Annotated in this window: 22 protein-coding genes; all 22 read right to left on the reverse strand. The window is 57.0% G+C overall.

Annotated elements, in window-relative coordinates; translation table 11 throughout:
* Positions 1-312, reverse strand: a 312-nt coding sequence (locus tag VMT30_02125; protein ID HVQ43739.1) for a hypothetical protein, incomplete at its 3' end; no start/stop codon positions are given.
* Positions 313-481: 169 nt separating this feature from the next.
* Positions 482-679, reverse strand: coding sequence for a hypothetical protein (locus tag VMT30_02130; protein HVQ43740.1), 198 nt, complete (start codon positions 677-679; stop codon positions 482-484).
* Positions 676-1,443, reverse strand: coding sequence for an FkbM family methyltransferase (locus VMT30_02135; GenBank protein HVQ43741.1), 768 nt, complete (start codon positions 1,441-1,443; stop codon positions 676-678). The genes VMT30_02130 and VMT30_02135 overlap by 4 nt, the downstream gene beginning before the upstream one ends.
* Positions 1,444-1,472: 29 nt before the next feature.
* On the reverse strand, positions 1,473-1,709 hold the full coding sequence (locus VMT30_02140; GenBank protein ID HVQ43742.1) for a hypothetical protein: 237 nt from the start codon (positions 1,707-1,709) through the stop codon (positions 1,473-1,475).
* Positions 1,709-2,257, reverse strand: a complete 549-nt coding sequence (locus VMT30_02145) for a class I SAM-dependent methyltransferase (protein HVQ43743.1) — start codon at positions 2,255-2,257, stop codon at positions 1,709-1,711. The genes VMT30_02140 and VMT30_02145 overlap by 1 nt, the downstream gene beginning before the upstream one ends.
* The gene (locus tag VMT30_02150) at positions 2,257-2,850 is read right to left on the reverse strand and encodes a hypothetical protein (protein ID HVQ43744.1); all 594 of its coding nucleotides are present in this window, start codon (positions 2,848-2,850) and stop codon (positions 2,257-2,259) included. The genes VMT30_02145 and VMT30_02150 overlap by 1 nt, the downstream gene beginning before the upstream one ends.
* 3 nt (positions 2,851-2,853) lie before the next feature.
* Positions 2,854-3,189: a hypothetical protein gene (locus VMT30_02155; GenBank protein HVQ43745.1), complete on the reverse strand. Its 336-nt coding sequence runs from the start codon at positions 3,187-3,189 to the stop codon at positions 2,854-2,856.
* On the reverse strand, positions 3,186-3,797 hold the full coding sequence (locus tag VMT30_02160) for an FkbM family methyltransferase (GenBank protein ID HVQ43746.1): 612 nt from the start codon (positions 3,795-3,797) through the stop codon (positions 3,186-3,188). Before VMT30_02160 ends, VMT30_02155 begins: the two co-directional genes overlap by 4 nt.
* Positions 3,794-4,600, reverse strand: a complete 807-nt coding sequence (locus VMT30_02165) for a hypothetical protein (protein HVQ43747.1) — start codon at positions 4,598-4,600, stop codon at positions 3,794-3,796. Before VMT30_02165 ends, VMT30_02160 begins: the two co-directional genes overlap by 4 nt.
* The gene (locus tag VMT30_02170) at positions 4,590-5,117 is read right to left on the reverse strand and encodes a class I SAM-dependent methyltransferase (protein HVQ43748.1); all 528 of its coding nucleotides are present in this window, start codon (positions 5,115-5,117) and stop codon (positions 4,590-4,592) included. Before VMT30_02170 ends, VMT30_02165 begins: the two co-directional genes overlap by 11 nt.
* Complete coding sequence (locus VMT30_02175; GenBank protein ID HVQ43749.1) at positions 5,062-5,922, reverse strand: hypothetical protein; 861 nt, start codon at positions 5,920-5,922, stop codon at positions 5,062-5,064. The genes VMT30_02170 and VMT30_02175 overlap by 56 nt, the downstream gene beginning before the upstream one ends.
* A 118-nt stretch (positions 5,923-6,040) precedes the next feature.
* Positions 6,041-6,868, reverse strand: coding sequence for a hypothetical protein (locus VMT30_02180; protein ID HVQ43750.1), 828 nt, complete (start codon positions 6,866-6,868; stop codon positions 6,041-6,043).
* Positions 6,865-7,620 (reverse strand): hypothetical protein, encoded by a 756-nt coding sequence (locus VMT30_02185; GenBank protein HVQ43751.1) that lies wholly within the window; start codon positions 7,618-7,620, stop codon positions 6,865-6,867. The genes VMT30_02180 and VMT30_02185 overlap by 4 nt, the downstream gene beginning before the upstream one ends.
* The gene (locus tag VMT30_02190; GenBank protein ID HVQ43752.1) at positions 7,610-8,182 is read right to left on the reverse strand and encodes a hypothetical protein; all 573 of its coding nucleotides are present in this window, start codon (positions 8,180-8,182) and stop codon (positions 7,610-7,612) included. Before VMT30_02190 ends, VMT30_02185 begins: the two co-directional genes overlap by 11 nt.
* Positions 8,183-8,265: 83 nt before the next feature.
* On the reverse strand, positions 8,266-8,601 hold the full coding sequence (locus tag VMT30_02195) for a hypothetical protein (GenBank protein HVQ43753.1): 336 nt from the start codon (positions 8,599-8,601) through the stop codon (positions 8,266-8,268).
* 111 nt (positions 8,602-8,712) lie between these two features.
* Positions 8,713-9,216, reverse strand: a complete 504-nt coding sequence (locus VMT30_02200) for a hypothetical protein (GenBank protein HVQ43754.1) — start codon at positions 9,214-9,216, stop codon at positions 8,713-8,715.
* 67 nt (positions 9,217-9,283) lie between these two features.
* Positions 9,284-10,717, reverse strand: coding sequence for a phage major capsid protein (locus tag VMT30_02205; protein ID HVQ43755.1), 1,434 nt, complete (start codon positions 10,715-10,717; stop codon positions 9,284-9,286).
* Positions 10,717-11,472, reverse strand: coding sequence for a head maturation protease, ClpP-related (locus VMT30_02210; protein HVQ43756.1), 756 nt, complete (start codon positions 11,470-11,472; stop codon positions 10,717-10,719). The genes VMT30_02205 and VMT30_02210 overlap by 1 nt, the downstream gene beginning before the upstream one ends.
* A complete protein-coding gene (locus tag VMT30_02215) occupies positions 11,450-13,018 on the reverse strand; it encodes a hypothetical protein (GenBank protein ID HVQ43757.1) in 1,569 nt (522 codons plus the stop codon). Before VMT30_02215 ends, VMT30_02210 begins: the two co-directional genes overlap by 23 nt.
* Before the next feature lie 3 nt (positions 13,019-13,021).
* Positions 13,022-14,413: a phage portal protein gene (locus tag VMT30_02220; protein ID HVQ43758.1), complete on the reverse strand. Its 1,392-nt coding sequence runs from the start codon at positions 14,411-14,413 to the stop codon at positions 13,022-13,024.
* The gene (locus VMT30_02225; GenBank protein ID HVQ43759.1) at positions 14,367-14,846 is read right to left on the reverse strand and encodes a hypothetical protein; all 480 of its coding nucleotides are present in this window, start codon (positions 14,844-14,846) and stop codon (positions 14,367-14,369) included. Before VMT30_02225 ends, VMT30_02220 begins: the two co-directional genes overlap by 47 nt.
* Positions 14,836-16,851, reverse strand: coding sequence for a terminase TerL endonuclease subunit (locus VMT30_02230; GenBank protein ID HVQ43760.1), 2,016 nt, complete (start codon positions 16,849-16,851; stop codon positions 14,836-14,838). The genes VMT30_02225 and VMT30_02230 overlap by 11 nt, the downstream gene beginning before the upstream one ends.
* Positions 16,852-16,984: the final 133 nt, after the last annotated feature.

Below are 16,984 nucleotides of genomic sequence, written 5' to 3' on the forward strand. Positions count from 1 at the left end.
TTTGCCGAGATTGACCCGCGCCAGGATATCGCAATCCATGAATGCGGCCATGCCGATACCGGCGAGATGCGGTGTCAGGAATCGGCTGATGGCAAACTCTGTCGACATCGGCGCTTCGCTGATCACGTCCCATAGCTGGTCGTGCTCGTGCATCTCCGTTGGCCGCGTATAGAGCCCCATCGCGCGCAGATCGGCCAGCACCACGCCGCGCACCGATGTCGGTCGAGTCAAACGCCGCTCGATACTATGCCGGCAAACGGCGTGCGCGGCCGCGTGGCGATGGTCGAAACCGATAAAAATCGACTGTCTCATTTATGGACTTCCCCCGGCTTTGCGCCACATTTCGGACAGCTCCCGGTTGGATCTGGTTCAGTCCAGCCCATACCGGCGAGCGCCGAACCCTCGCCGGTATTGATTAAGGCATCCCAAAGCCACACCCCTATGCTCCGGCGCGGCACTCGCTCGCCTTTAACGCACTCGCTCATTTGACCGCTTCCGGCGTGCCGGACTTGAACACGATAAATTCCACCGTGGCCGTAGTCACTTCTCGCATGCGCTGATTCACGGAAACCGCACGCACACCGCGAACCCTACGCCCGTCTTGATCACGGACGACAAACCGTTCGCCCTCTTTTTCGACGTTCAATTCGCAGAACGTCTCATCGGCCGGCGCCATCATGCCGCCCACGTCAGACAGAAATCGCCCGCCTTTTCCCAGGCGACCACATATCCCCATGCCTTGAGCAGGTCGACCGCCGCGAACTGGCCGCGCCCGTAGCGCTCCGCATTGTTGGGTTTCTGCTCGACCACCATGACCGGCCGATCACGTTGAATCGTGCGCGCGCCGCCCTGGACAACAGGAAGCTCGAACCCCTCGACGTCGATCTTGATGAAGTCAACGCCGTGCAAATTCAGGCTGTCGATCGTCACCGCCTCGACATGCGCGATGCACGCGCCGGAGACACCCACCGGTGCGACGTGACCATTGCCGGAATTATCGGCCACCGTGACGATGTCCAGCTCGCCGCACTCGGCGCCGACCGCGCATTCGATCAGCTTGACGTTGGGGCAATCTTCCGTGTTGATCCGAAAATGCGGATGCAACGCGGGCAATGGCTCAAAGGCGATCACCCGCGCGAACGAATGCGCGAGCACGCGCGACCAAAGCCCGATATGCGCACCCACGTCGAGTGCAAGCCCGCGCCTGGTCGCCACTTCTAACGCGCGCTCGATCTTGCTGAACTGATAGGTTCCCTTGCCTTCGAATGCCGGACCCTTTGCAAGATGCTCGGCGAAATGGGTATCCCCCAAAGGTAAGGAAATTCCTTCGACTATGCGCATTTCATAAAGCTCCGTATCATCGTTTGGGCACAACTTAATTTCCGGTCCGCGCGACTCACCGATCGCGCCGTCACGCGCACGCAAGGTCAGGTAGCCTTGCACGAACCCACATTTCGGACACATCCAAGTGCTCATGCCGGCATGTCCGGAACCTTGTGAATCGGCCAAGCGTCCATAAGCTCGGCTTGCCGGCGAGCAGCCTCGACGATGTTCGGCGCCGCGCCCTTGGCTTCCGCCTCGTTCGCCCAAAAACGAACTGTCCGCGCGGCGACCGCATCGGAACCACGGACCAGGAAAACGGGTTCATCGTCCGGTATGAGCCCGGCCGGATCTTGAATGCGGTCATAGTCTGGGCGCGCGTGTTTCATCAGTTCCTCACTAACCAAAAAGTCAAAGACTTCGAACCCTCAATCATGTCCCGGATCTGCCAATGATCCGAAATTGTCGCGAGCTTATCGCGCCACCATTCCAGACCTTGAACAATCAGATGCGCGTTTCGCCCATCGGGAAGCTGTTGCTTCGCCGGCTTCGTCGCGATGTGCAAATAAATTCCCATCTGTGCAAGCTCGGCTATATGCCGGAGAACATTATATAAAAGCTCCGGTTCGATATGCTCTAGAACATCCGTGCAAATCACAAGGTCCGCAGGCTCCGGCATATCTGAAAATTCAATAACACCAGGATCATAACACCGAATATTCAAATCCGGATAATGTTCAATTAAAGTCGCTTGTCCGCAACCATAATCAATTATCGACATTTGTCCGCCTTCATCACCAAGCGAACTCATAAATTCAATAATGTCATTACCGTACTTATAACCTTTGTTTCCCCATGGCATCGACTGATGCATTTCATGTAGTAGTTCGCAATAACCAGGGGAAACCAGGTCGTCATAACGAAACGGTTTAGGCATTATCTCATATCCTTAAGCAGCCAACGGGTACACTTAGAAGATTTGTCAGGTATTTGTTCGACGATCTCCAGACCCATTTTCTTAAGTTGTTCTAATCCGTCGGTATTTGTCCGTATATCCGTAATTACAAAACCACCCGGCTTAACACAACGCATCACGGTTTCGGAATAAATGGAAATCGGGTAATGATGACCCCAAGAACGACAGGAAATAATCAAATCAACTTGAGTATTAATCTTCTCAGGTTCTGAGAAATGTTCGAACACTTCCACCGAATGACCAAGGTTCTCCCTCACGATCGCCGCGCCGAACCGAACATCATTCCAAGCCTTGGTATCATCCTTGAAACCGGACCGCTTTTCCACAGTACCGTCGCCTGTACCATCAACCAGATGGATTTCAGTAACCGGCGCATGTTGAGCAATGAAAATATCGATGATTGCCCAACCGCAACCCAAATCTAAAAGCGAATGTGGTGCAAGTTTTTCAATAACAGGCTTCATACATTCAAACTGAATGGTCGCTTGGTCTACCCGCGTGTTACCAATTACTTTACCAATACGTTCGACGACAACACGCGGATAAACTATCATGTTTTAGATTTCCTTGAACAACAGAGCAACAGCCAAAGTCGCTTCCGCTTCTTCGAGAGTTGGGCTGTAGAAACGAACGGAAGGAAACGGAGGTTCGATAATTATATTGTTGTCAGGGTTTCCAATATTTATCGAAACACTCGCGGAATTTTTATTACTGAAATTGAACTTACTCAACGCACCAACACCTAAAGTTGTCGCATGAATTGAAAGCAATTCACAATCGACAGCTTCGAAAACATCTCCAGAAACAGAACCCATGGCGTCAGTCAATTCAAGATCCCATTCGATCGTAAACAACTTGTTACCAACGTTAGTTTTTGTATATGGAACAGTCATTTCCACCTCATACAGAAATCGTGTTTAATCTTCCATTCGACCGTTGCGCCCCACTTCTCTAGCATGGTCACAGTGGCGCGTTGTTCCAAACCATACCGACTTTCATGTTTCTGCTCGACCACTATCACCGGCCGGTCGCGGCGAATTGTTTCTTCGCCTCCCTCGACGACGAATGTTTCGAACCCCTCGACATCAATTTTGATGAAGTCGACCTGCGTCAACTTAAAATCATCAAGAGTCCGCATGTCGATTTCAACTTCACCACGCACATCAGCCGGTGAAATATGCGAACCAAACGGGTGTTTTAAGTTATCCAAATATGCAATCCCGTTTAGATTGCCGATCGCAACTGACGAAACCTTCACCGACGGTCGATTGATGACATTTTCGCGTAGCGCGATAACACTATCCGGATGCGGTTCGAAAGCTGTTATCCACTCAAAGACGGCGACAAGTTGAATCGTCCAAAGTCCAATGTTTGCACCCACGTCGAGCGCATGGCGACGCTGACGACAGAACGGCAATGCCCGCGCCAACCGATCGCCCTGGTAAGGTTCGGGTGCCGCAAGGATTTTCTGCATCTTCCGATCGTAATCCACAAACTTCATTGCCAATGCGCCTCACCGCGCTTCACGTATCCGCGCGGCGTGCGACCGCCGGCTTTGAATTTCCCTTTGGCGTGGTCGAGACGTTCGGCCAGCCGAGAATAAACGAACGGATGTGACGACCGCCGCGCCATATCGTTGCCGGATAGGCTGACAGGTTTAGGAAAGTCCCCCCGCGCGACCGCACGCGCAACAAGCTGTTGCAACACAAAGCTGTCGTGGGTTTCCTGGAACTTGAAAACGTAATCGGTCGCATAGACGTCGCGAAACCAGGTCATGAACGGCACATGCGCCGGGTGCGTCTCGTTGAACACCACGAACCCGCATTCTGGATACCAGGCCGCACGATCGAGCCAGGCCATGTAAAACGCCGGGTCCTTCACCAGGGATTGCAGCCAATCGAGCGTCACGGTTGCGTGTGTCACCACGTCCGCATCGCACATGATCAACCAACCCGGCGCGGCCGGCGGCCGCGCGGCCGCGTCAGTCAGCGCCGCGACCTTGTGCGCGAACCGAACGCAATCGCGGCGATAGCTATACGGCTTGCCCTTACGCAGGTCGATCTTGCCGAACCGCGCTTTGTTCCGCCCGTGCGCGTCCGGGTTGTCGGCGTGCCGGACCTTCCAAGCTTCAAACCATTCCGGCAACTGGCGTTGGACGACGCCGGCAACGTCGACCGTGAACCCTTCGGCGTAAACCTCAAGCGTCGCCTGCTTCGGCCAGTGCTCGACGAAGGTTTCCGCCATACGCCGGCCGGTCTGTTTCCAGCCTTCCGCGTTGCATGTGCTGACGATTCTAATCTGCATAGGTCGCCCGTATGATGAGATCCGGCCGCGTCTCGAAACGATTCAATTTGGCATCCCACCAACTCGACGGTTGCACGGTGAGGTGAACGTTTTCGCCGTTGTCGAACACCTTTCCGGCAAGCCTGGTGCTGATGTGAAAATAAGCGAACACCGGTCCGGTCTGATGCAAAGACCCGAAAATGTCGGCAAGGATCATGTCGACATCGTCCGGGTCAATGTGTTCCATGACGTCGGTACAGATGACACCGCCGAATGTACCGTCTGGTTTATTGCCGATCTGTAGAACACCCGGATCATAGCAATAAGGAAGGAGGCCGCCCCATTGATCATGAATCCGTTTTTCTAAGTATTGGTAGCCTTTACCAGATCCATAATCTAGCAATCGATCAGGTTTCGACCACTCGACTAATTTTCTTATTTCTCTGATTTGTGCCTGACTTACTTTACCAGAGAAATGTTTTTCATATGTCGCGTGATGTTCCCGGTACAACTTCGCGTAATTGCGTTTTAATTTCATTGACGCCCCATCCGCTCGCGATCTCACTTGCGCGAAATTGACAGTAAGCTAGACTGGCAAGCAGCGATAGACGCCCCCCGTCTGGTGCAAGTAGCGGGTCCTCTATGTCGTCGATCTGGCGCGACGATATGGGACCCGCGATCGCGTCGCCGAGCACGATCGACGGCACGCCGGCAAGCATCGCCTCAAAGCAAGCATTCGAGCCGTAAGTGATCAGCGCATGTGCATCGTCCAAGATCTCGTAAATTGATTTATGCCGAGACAAGGTCGTTCCCGCAACTGGTACCACGTCGGACATCGAAGGCTTGGGACGATACCAAATCTTGCGCGTGCATCCTGCCGCACGAATATCACGCACAATCTCGGCGACATATTCGGCCGGCTCCGGAAGATCATGCGTGATGTAATATTTACGGCCACCGCCCGCGATGATCACAGGGGAAGCGGGGTGCGGTTGACGCCATGGTTTTGGGTTCCATCCTTGCGCGGCCGCACGCGCGTAGTCGCGCGGGATTTTGCCGAGATAGTCAGTCGGCTGGTGCGCGTCGATCGCCATGCGCCACCAATCATCCCGGCGATCATATCCTTTGTCGAAGATCAGGACCCGTTGACCGGCCGCGACGCAGGCTTCACGCAGCACGATCGACTTGAGCCCGACCATAATCGCGACATCAGCCGGGATAGGGTTCCCCCTGTTCGGCGCGACCGTGACATGATCGCCAGTTATGCGGCACCCTTTCACCCAAGCTTCGCAAAGGGGTGCTTCGCGCGACTTGCCTTCCGCGATGTAGAAAACGAACTTCATCAGTGACACCCTCGTTTAAAACACGGAACCGGAAGATTCTGCTTGTCGAGGGTGAACCCCTCACCGCCGCATCCACGATCACCGCGAAACCACATCCATAGCCGACCAAGCCACCACCTCACTCGATGATCCTCCGGATATGTTCCCAGGCCGCGCCGGAGCGCATCTCCGACGGCGCCCATTGCGCATAAGCGACATCGGCGAGCAGGGCCCGGCGTTCGTCGAGCGACAGTACCGGCGCGCGCTGCGCGACCGCGTCGAGCATCGACGGCACCGACACCATTTTGCCGACACCCTTCGCCGCCCATGACGGTACCGCCGCAACCAAGCCATCGACCGCGACGTTTGAATGATGGGTGACGATCATGCCAACGCGCTTAAGAACATCGGCAATCGGCTCGATCGCGTCCAAGCTCGCCGGCTTGGGTCGATAGATCACCTCGACCGTGGGAAATTCTTTCTTGATCTGGGCAACCGTGCGAAGTTCCCACTCTAGCGGCTTGAACCCATGGGTTCCGGCCGCCTTGCCAGACATGCCGGCGACCAGCACCGCGCCCGGCTGCTCGCCGGTGCGGTTCGGCGCGACCTCGATTCCCAGATCATCCCACCGATCGGCCGGCATGCCGCGCGCCATGGTGTCGGCGGTGTCCCAACCATCCACCGAAAGCCGGTGATGTCCCTCCCGCGCGCCGCCCTTGTCGCCGACCGGCTTGCGGTTGAAATAACCCATGTCGAAATAAGCGAAATGGCCGCCCGCTCGCCGATATGCGGTAAAAACCGCTTCGTGGTTCCAGCCGTATGCGATGACAACATCGGCGACCACGTCACCGGTCCACCGCCTTAAGATTGGCGCGCGGATGCCATGCACGGTCAACCCTATCTGCATGGCATCCGCGATATGGTTGGCACGGCCGTTTTGCGGGAAGGCGTAAAGAGCGACTTTCATTTCTTGGGCACCTTCATAAGCATCCGGAAAGGTTCACCGCTGGAGATCTCGGCGACCGTCCATTGTGACCATGCCATACGCTCAAACATCGGCACGCGATCGCCGAGGAACGGGTTCTCGATCGTGTCGAACCCGAACCGCGCAGCCGGCGCACCTATCCAGCCGGGAAGCTCATAAAACGCCGGCACGCCGAGCATGATGGATTTTAGCGCCGCGCCCGAACCCCAAGTCACCACGGCGTGACATCCCGCGAGCGCGGGCGCCAGCGGCTTGGCGAGCGACTTCAATCCAGGGTGAGGCCGAACCCGGATCTCGCGCCGCGTCACCTTCTTCAAACGCTCGACGATCAGGCGCGGCCAGCTCGCCGGCATGGCCACGCCAGGCGCACCGATGCCACGTTGCGGCAACACCAGGATGAAACCGCCTTCCTCCCGCCACGGCCTCAGATTTTGGCCCATGAGCGGAAAACGCGCGGTTTCCCCCTGATACCAGCGACCGCACCCGTTGTGATGGTCGATCGCCAGGCTGAACCATTGATGGCCGTCCTGGTCGACCGCGTCCGTATAGCCGTTCTCGGCGACGATGATCCGAGAATGTGCATGGTCATGCCGCCGCGCTTCATACTGAAATTGACTGCCGCGATTCCAGATAACAAGAATGTCGTCGCGGTCGATCTTCCTAAGCGGTTTGGTAGTTACGATGTAACCGGCGGCCGCGAGCCCTTTTATAAAAGCTTCGTGCCTATAATGCACACTCGTTCTTATTAAACAAACCGCAGTCGGCATAAGGGTAAGCTCTCAAAATACTATTTCGTGCGACGTTTAAGACTTCAATGCCCCAAGATCTTAGAATTCCAGCTTGCCGGTCGAGGTCGTTCGCCCATTTCTTAAATTCAAAAGCACTTGGATTGCGAAGTCCCGGCCCATGGTCCGGATGCCAGTGCGCCCCGCAATAATCCAGACATAGCAATATCTTAGACGCCCCAAACTGCGCCGCAAGATTAACCGCCTGAAATCCTGAATTGCCACCATAACCGACGGTGCCGACCGGCTGCCTGATCATTTCTGTTAGCCTAAGTTTTGTCGGACCCTTCGCAATGGTCACAGGGTAGACGCCTGAGTCCAAATAACGAATGTGATCATCGGCGCAGAACCGCCAACCATCGAACTTGCGTGCGCGCGGGTACGCGCGCCAGAAACCTGAATCGGCCGCGTAAAGGACTTCGGCCGATGGCATCAATTCGAATGACCGGTTTATCGCGATCACCCGCACCGCTCCCGGCCGGAGCGTATCGGCCACCGTCTTCGCCGACATACCAGCGCCGAGAACCAAGACGGTTTCCCCACGCCAGTCCGGGAACGTGTCTCGCTCGCCGGCTGGCGTGCGTGCGGACGCGCTTATGCGTTTCCCGGTATCTTGGGCGGCCGTCCGGGTCCACGCTTCTCCGGTTCTGGTGCCGGCGCGGGCGGAGCTACCGGCGCGGCGAGCACACTGGCGGCTGGTGGTGCTGGTGGAGCGACAGGTGCAACGGGTGCGGCTGGCGCCACCGGGGCATTCATCGCGTGCTCGATCCGGGAAATAACCCGCTTCACCTTACCACGACGTTCCCACCGCGCAGCCGTGGCTTCGTTGACGTCCTGGATCGTCCCCTTAGCGATTCTGGTAGCCTTTCGGGTCCCGTCTTCGTTCGCGACTTCGTATTCGGCGTCCTCGATAAATTCGATCTTTGGCATATCACCCACCAGAAAAAACCGACACAATCGCCGGTTGCTTACGTGTCATTGCTGTAAGTGTATTCCCGGCGACGATCGTTTGTCGCCGGGTTTCGTTCGGAAGGGGAAAGATTAGTTCGCGATAGCGCCGTCCGTGACAAAGCCACCGAAGCGCGCACCGAGCAGAATGGCAACCGCTTGAATGACGTTCGACGCGGCGTTGCCGATGACCAGTTCGACGCAATCGAAATCGTTCTTGAAATCGAGATCTTCGCGCTTGATGTCGATCATATAGCTGTCGCGGACGCTGTTCGTCGCATCGGTCGTGAACGTGTTCGCCGAGACTGTAAATGACGCCCATGTGTTGACCGGAGCGGCTTGGTTGCCGTTGGCGAGCGACCGAAACGCTTTGGTGAACGCCAGCGCTTTGGCGCCCGTGCCGGCGACATCGGTCGACTGGTTCAACGAAATCACGGAACCGTTGCCGGCCGATTTGTTCTGAAACAGCAAAATCGCCGCGCGCTCATAGTTTTTCATGCTGAAACGTTCGGCGGTCGAACCAGATGGAGCCGCCGCGCCAAACAAGTTGACGATCGTTCCGACCTCAAGAAGATGATAATTCCAGGCTTCGGGCATTGGAAAGTCCTTTTCAGATGATCACAGGGTACCGGTAGCCTCGGATTAAGCTACCGGTTCACGAGTATTAGGTGCGATCCTCTATTGCCACCGCCCAAGACCGGGTGTTGTTTCCGAACTGCGGCGAGACTGCATTTTTCCACATCGGCTGACCGGTGATGCGGAAAACGAACCGGAACGCGGTGATGTCCTGGTCGAAATACAGATGAATGGAAACGTCAGTCTTGATATCGGTACCCTTGGTCACCGTCATATACTGTGACAGATCCGCAAGGATGATATCGCCGAAGTCACCCAGGGTCGACATTGCTTCGACCGGCACCACTGGGCGGCCCATCAACGTCGAAAAAGGAGTCGCCGAGAACCCGCCGACGGGAACATAGAGCGGAACCGGGAAACCCGAATTCGAATCAGGGAACGACAGGAACGAAAGCTGAGGTTCGATGTCCTGATTGATCAACCAGACGGCGTTGCGACGAAGCGGAGCATAAAGCCGCGCCCACATCTTCGCAATATTCGCGCCGACGACACTATCCGCGTTCTGCGAAACCTCTTTCGAGATCGTGATGAGCGAACTCGCGCTCATGATACCGAGCGGCTTGCCGACACCGTTGCCGCGAATGATCGCGGTGTTCAGCTTCGACACCATCTTCTGAGGCGCTTTCGTCCGCAACCAACCTTCGAGCGCCGGAGCATCCTCCAAAAGCTCGTCAGTGACCGGGACGAAACAAATCAGCTTATTCAACCGGGAGGTTTTGGGTTCGAAAAGCGGTTTGCTCGGAGTCTTGGCGCCACCTTCGCTCTCCCAATAGGCTTGAATCCCGTTGGTGGTATCCCAAGGCGCCGTTTCGTCAGCCGGAATGGTGATCGAGTTGGACGACGTCACGAAACCTTCGGTCCGGGTCAGCAACGATTCCTCGCCGGTGATCTTTGTCCAGATCTGGTCGCGAAAATCGGGCGGAACGACGAAACCACCATCGGCGCCGGTACCCTCGTTGCCAAAGGTCGTCGCGGCGTTGTTCAACTGCTCGCGCGCGGTGTCGCCCGCCCGACCTTCGTCGACCTGTGCTTTCCGCACCAACTGCGCAAACGTGCCGAAGCTGGCGAAACCGTGCGTCTTGTCGAGCCTGGTATCACGCGGCGAGGCCGGTACGGTGGTGGCTTTACGAGCGCCGGCACCAGGCTTCCGATTTTCCGGCTCCGGAAGCGCGGTGCGACCGCTGGAAGCCACAGTGAGATTTTCGCGCGCCTTGACCTGAGCATTCAGCGACGCGATGCGCGTGCTGTTGTTCTCGATCGTCTTGAGTTCGTCTGCGGTGAGATCGCGGCTGGCATCGTCAGCCGCTTCGACGATCGCTTCGTTTTCGGTTTGGAGGTCGGCGGCTTCCTCCTTCATCGCAACAAGCTTTGCCTGGCGCGCATCGTTCGACACGATCGAGAGCAAAAACAGGCCCGCCGGGATTTCCGGAAAATCGGGCATCAGGTGAACAAGTCGTTTCATTAATTTCTCCCCAAAAGCGCCAAGGCCCTGGAACGATTTACCCGTAAAGCCGCCGGCACATGTGCATAATTGAAAACCGGGTCAACCGTAATTTTCGCACTCGCCGTCTTATTTTCCACTATGCTAGTCGCAAATCCTGCGTCAAGTGCTTCCTGACCTGTAAACCAGGTTTCTGCGTCCATCCATTTTTTAATTTTATCGGCATTATTGCCGGTTCTGGCGGTGTATGTGTCGGCAATTGTCCGATTTACAGTTCGCAGAAAATTCGCCGCAGCGTCGAAATCGTCCGCCGTTCCCGCCGCGATCATCCGCGCGTTGTGGATCATAAAAAAACCGCTCTCGGCAATCTCGATACTGTCCCCCGCCATGGCGATGAAGGATGCAGCGGACGCGGCGAGGCTATCCACATGCACGTCAACCCGCGCCTTATGTTGAACGAGCAAATTATAAATTGCCCGCGCGTCATGAACCGCACCACCTTCGCTATTAATGCGAAGATCGATTGCGTCCACGTCACCAAGCCCCTTCAATTCCTTGGCAAACGATTTCGCGGTAATGCCATCGCCGAACCAATCCATTCCGATAGTTCCATAAATGACGATTTCGCCGCGCTTATCTTTGGCATCAGTGACGATGCGCGCGGTAATTTTAGATTGTTCGTTGGCCCGTTCGGTCATCGAATAATTACCAGGATGACGCCGGCCGGTAAAATTTACCAGCTCGTCATATTCTTTAGGTGTGAGACGATTTTTCATCGTTATGCCCCTTGATCAATCGTGCCGCTTGCCGTTCTGAAATCGCAAACAGCTCCGCGATCTCTTTAAAATTCTTTCCGTCCGCGCGCAGCCTGGCCATGTGGTCGACCTGCACCGCGCGGACTTTGACGTCTTTCGACAGGTATCCCAGGCACAGCGGGTCGACGACGTCGCTAGATGGCGCGGGCGGCGCCGGCTCGACCGCGCGCGGGAACGGACACCCGACCTCTGACCGGTCGGACAACGTCATAACCAGGCGTTCACCGTCGGCACGAATAGCGACGATCTGTGCGGGGGATACACCGTCGCGGCCGTCTTTGGCATGACCGACAACGGTTCCGAGCGAAGTCATATCGCCGGCACGATTGACGCGGTTAAGCTTGCCCTCCTGGTCGATCATGAAGCCGGCCGGCATTTGGTCGAGCGCGATGGTCACACGGCGGAGCGCATCGCGCGATTGATCCTCAACGGCGCCGATCGCCGCGACGCCGGTCTTGACCGTTTCGTCAATCGTGCGGACTTCGCGCGCGAGCGCGGCCGCGCCACTGACAAAGCCGGCAATGGCTTCCTCGACCGCGCCGACGCGGACACCATCTTCGCCTTGCCGGCGCCTAACAGCGGCAAGCTCTGTGGTCGCCTCGGCGAGCAGGCCGCGCACATCGGCGAAGTCTTCTTCCAACGTGCTCCAGTCAGCCGCCCGCGCGGTCTGTACGGATGCAACCATCGTAACGAGATCGTCGACGTGTGCGGCAAGTTCCTGGCTTGCCAGCGCCATAGCGGGTGCCTCACCCACGATCACATTCACCGCGTTCGCGACCTCATCAAGCCGCGCGGTCAAAGCCGCGTCCTCGCCACTCGCGGTCGCTGCGTAGTCCTCGATCGCCAACGCGTTGGCCTGGACCTCACGCCGCACCGCCTCGACTGCGTCCGCCAGCTCGTCACCGAACACCCGCGCGCGAGCGGCCGCCGCGTCACTCGCTTCGACCTTGCCGGCGATCTGGTCGACCTGCGTCGTCAGCTTACCAAACGCCGCATCCATCAACGTGGCCATGCCGGCGACCTGGTCGGCGCGCTCGACCGCGTCCGCGACCTTCTGGACCGCTTCGGCCAATGCCGCGTCATGATCCTGCTCGTGAACCTCCAGCCCGGTGACGCGCTCGACCAGGGCACCCATAGCGGCCGCGCCGGTGTCGATCTTGGTGACGAGTTCGGAAACCGCCGCGGCGATTTCGATTACCGCGGTCGATGTCTCGACTCCGCGGTGTGCTTGCGCCTTCGTCGCGGTGTCCTGGATTTCGAAGGCGGCCGCAAGCCCGGCGATCTGTATGCCGAGATCCGCAATCCCCTTCGCGGCTGCTACGGTCAACCCACGGGCGTCGACGAGATCGCTTTTCAATCCTTGAATGTCAGCGGCTTGGCGCCCGATGATCCGCGCCATACGATCCGACATCATCGCAAACGCATCTTCCCAGCTCGCCGGAACGACCACCGCCGGCATAAGGACCGCGTCAGGATGAACCGGCGGAACGGCTAACTTTTTCGTCATCGATCAGCACCCGTAAAGCGAATTGACATATTCGAGCGTCGCGGCGCCGCTCGCCGCCATGTTCGCCCGCCGTGCAAGCTCACGCGCGGCCGCCTGGTCTTGCTCCGGCGTTGGGTCCTCGACCGGGTCCGCCGGATCTTCTTCCGGATCCTCAGCCGGCGCGGCCGGAACTGCCGCCGCCGACCCGTCGACCGCCGTAGGAACTTCCCCGATTTTATCCATGGTCGTGTATTGCGATTGCATAACCCGCTTTTCGCCGCCGTCTTCTTCGCTATTAAGCGGCATATCCTCAAGATCGAGAATATCGTTTGCACTGAAAATGCCGATCTCGCGCAATCCCCGATACCAATCGAGCCGCGTTTTTGTGTCGCCAGTCAGTAAACCCTTGAGATTGATCTTATTCGAATATCCGGCGCGGTTCTGGCCAAGCAATTTGAACTTGGCTTCATCCTCAAACCGGCGCGCCCATGGTCTTAGGCTGTCGGTGACAACCTCGATTGACTGATGTTCGATATTTGAGAACGTGGCATTCAAAAGTTTGTAAATTTTATGCGGGGGAACACCAAACCAACGGCAAACTTCGTCGATCAAGAATTGATTGGTTTCGATGAACTGACCTTTGTCCGGGTCGACGGTAAGCGGCTTATACTCCATATCGTTGTCAAGGAACGCGGTCTTGCCGGCATTTTTGGCGCCGCTGTAAACCTTCTGAAATTCCTTCTTCAACGCTGCCAGGCCGTCGGGCGTCAGCGGCTTTTTCATCGTCACGACGCCGGCCGGCGTCGCGCCCTCGCCAAAAAACCCGGCGCCGAACATTTGCACAGCCTTCGCCCAACCGAGCGACTCCGCCGCGTAGGCGATAACGTTCATTCCCACCACACCTTCACCCATGCCGCGAAGGTGAAACATGTTCATGAACTCGATCATCACGGGCGGCCGCCCGCCGCCATTGTCGACCGCGTAATAAATTTCATAGGACACCGGGTCGCGCATCACGCAAACACGGCATGGATGAATCGGGTGCATGCCGATCGGCCGCCCAAGCACATCGCGCTCGATCTCGCCGTAACCGTTGCCCCAACGCAGCACCCAATGCATGAGGGTTTCGCGGAATTGCAGCGATGAGTATTCTTTCGACGGCCGTTGCAAAACTGATTGTGCGGGAACCGACAGCGACACCGGCTTTTTGGTCGCGTCGTCGATCACGTTCCAGGGAAGCGCGGCAATCGATTGTGATAAAAATCGAATACATGCCCACACCGCCGAGATGGTCACAGCGTTGTCAGGCGTAATCCTGATGCCGGCTTTCGTGCGGCCGGTGTACCAGATCCGCGAATACTGCGCGTCCTTATCCGGTAGGCTTAGCGTCTGATTCTGCGGCTGGTGAACCGCCATCGACCGCACCGGAGACACCGACGCCGCCGCCTTCACCAATCGCCGCGCGCCCGCTGTCAGACCAGTCATGTTCTATCACCCTGTGATTTTCGGCGAAATTGTCACCGCGCGCGACCTTTTCAGCATCCTGTTGACGATTGAACCGAACGGCAACGTCGTTTTCATAGGTCCATTTGAACCGGCCGATTGCATCGATACCACACATGTAAAGCGGCACAGTTGTTTTCGAGCCGCTATGCTCGATCAGCCAAGCAAATGTTGTCAGAGGAACAAACCGACCATCGTCGAAGATCTCCGCCCGCCGGACCCAAAGCCGCTTGTCCGCTTCGTCGACATAGCAAACGACTGGTGTTATATCTTCCTCAAGATGACCGCGACCAAGGACAGATATCAGCTTGCCAGATTTCACATGTCGGTGCGTGTTAGTCGTCATCGCCTTCATCGTCCGCCCGGTCGTTCCACCGCTTCACCATCAGTTCATGCAACGGATGACTGCGGTCGTTCAAAATTGAATAGTCGATCTCGTCAGAATTTACCAGCACGGCCATCGCATTGGTTTCGGCATTTGCCGCCGATTGCCGCCGCGCGTCATCGGCGCCGACGCGGTTCCAAACGCTATTTGCATCCGGTTCGTTCAAAGTTGCAAGGCCGATAGCCATAGCGCCCGCCACCGCCGGGTCAATTCGATTGGTAGCCTTGTCTTTGGTGAACCGCTTGAGCCCGGCCGGCGATTTCCAAAACACCGCACCCGCGACCGCCGTCCGCGTCACCGGATTTGGAAATACTCGCAACCTGCCTTCCAAAATCAACGTCTCGAAGGTGTCGACGCTGCGCGGCATGAACAGCTCGGAATCCTTCCGGTACGATGTACCTTGCGGATGGTCGTGCATGACTATTGCCTGTGCGTTCAACTTGTCGATCTCGTCTTTGAATTCCCGCACCAGGTAACTATCATAAGCCACGCCGACGACGTCGAAATCCTTGCAATCTTGAACCAGATCCGTCGCCACGATATCAAGCCGGATCACGGGCCCCGGCGTGCCGATCAGGTATCCCTTATCAACCCATTGCTGATAGGGGACGCGGTCGGCGTCCTCCCGTTCCTTGATCGTTTCCAGCGGCGTATAGCTGTCGACCATGAGAATATAGGTTGGTTTTCGGATGAACTCGCCGGCAATAACCTCACGGGTTTCCGGGTTGATCGCCGGGACGTCCTTCCAACTATCTTCGAAAACCCAAGCCTTCGACGTCAAATCTTTGGTCTGGGATAGATCGAGGCCGCCATATGCTTTACGCCCGCGCATCTGCTCCCGCGTAAGCGTGTCGTCCTCGCACTCGCTCCACTTTTGCCGACTGATCCACGCGGTTGCGCTGTCGGTCCAAACACAAAAATGCAGCCGCAAAATATTGTTCTGTTTGCCGGCGATCTGTTGCGCCTGCTTCACGACACCGCGAAGATATTCCTCCGTGATCGTAATGCTGAGAAGCGGATTTGCCTTCTTCCAACACGATTCGTCTTCGAATGGTTTGTCGTGTTCGTCGAGCGCGCAAACGTAAGAAAACGTGTGGTCGTCCTCAACATCCCCTTGAACGATCGCAACCGCGTGCTCGTGCTCCGCCCAACAAACCGACCGCCGATCTGACCCGCTGTTCGTGATCATGATCAACATCGGTTGCCGACGAAACTTGAACCCGCGTTCAAGCATCTCGATCACGCCACCGTCGGGATGCTCGTGCAGCTCATCGCACAACGCCATATGCGGACGCGGGCCCGACCCGCTTTTGCCTTTGGTGCGGCTGATCGGTCGAAAGAATGAATTCGATTGCGGTTGTGGTAGAACCGCCATGTTCCAAACCTTCTGATTACCCGCATAGGTGATCAGAGGTTCATTCGGATCGTTCCAGTCCGGGACGGCTTGCGCCATCTTCACCGCGTCCTGAAACAGAATCGATGCCTGATCATAGCTCGCACCGCATGAATAGATCTGCGCGCCAGGCTCGCGGTCGGCAATCATGCCGTAAAGACCAACGCCGCCGACGATCGGCGACTTGCCGTTACCTTTTCCCATTTCGATGTAAGCACGATTGAACCGCCGAACGACCAACCCTTGTTCGTTCGTGCGCATCCATCCGAACAAAGATCCAAGAATGAACGATTGCGAGATGTGCAGCTTGAACGGCAACCCTTCGAACTGCCCTTCGCACAGTTTTAACCGCGTCTCGAAGAACCGAAACACGCGGCCGGCTTCGGCATGGTCGAACCAGATCCCGCGCTTCCCGCCGCGTTTGAGGTCATCGAGGTGACGTTGACATGCGGCGCGCACATACGGCCCCGCCACCTCGACGCCGGTCAACACCAGGACCGCATACATGGTCACAGGGTCCAGCGGTGGCGCGCCAGGTGCTAAGAACTCACTCGGCTTGACGTGGCGGCTCATGTGATGTTCAGCCCGCCACGCCCGGCTTGCCACGGCGCCCATACGGCACGAGCATCGCCACCAGCGGCCGCGAAGCCGTCACAGTATGCAAGGACCTGGTCGACCTGCATACGGCCACCGCACTGCTCGCAGG

The sequence above is a fragment of the Candidatus Saccharimonadia bacterium genome, assembly GCA_035544015.1.
GTDB lineage: Bacteria > Patescibacteriota > Saccharimonadia > UBA4664 > UBA4664 > UBA5169.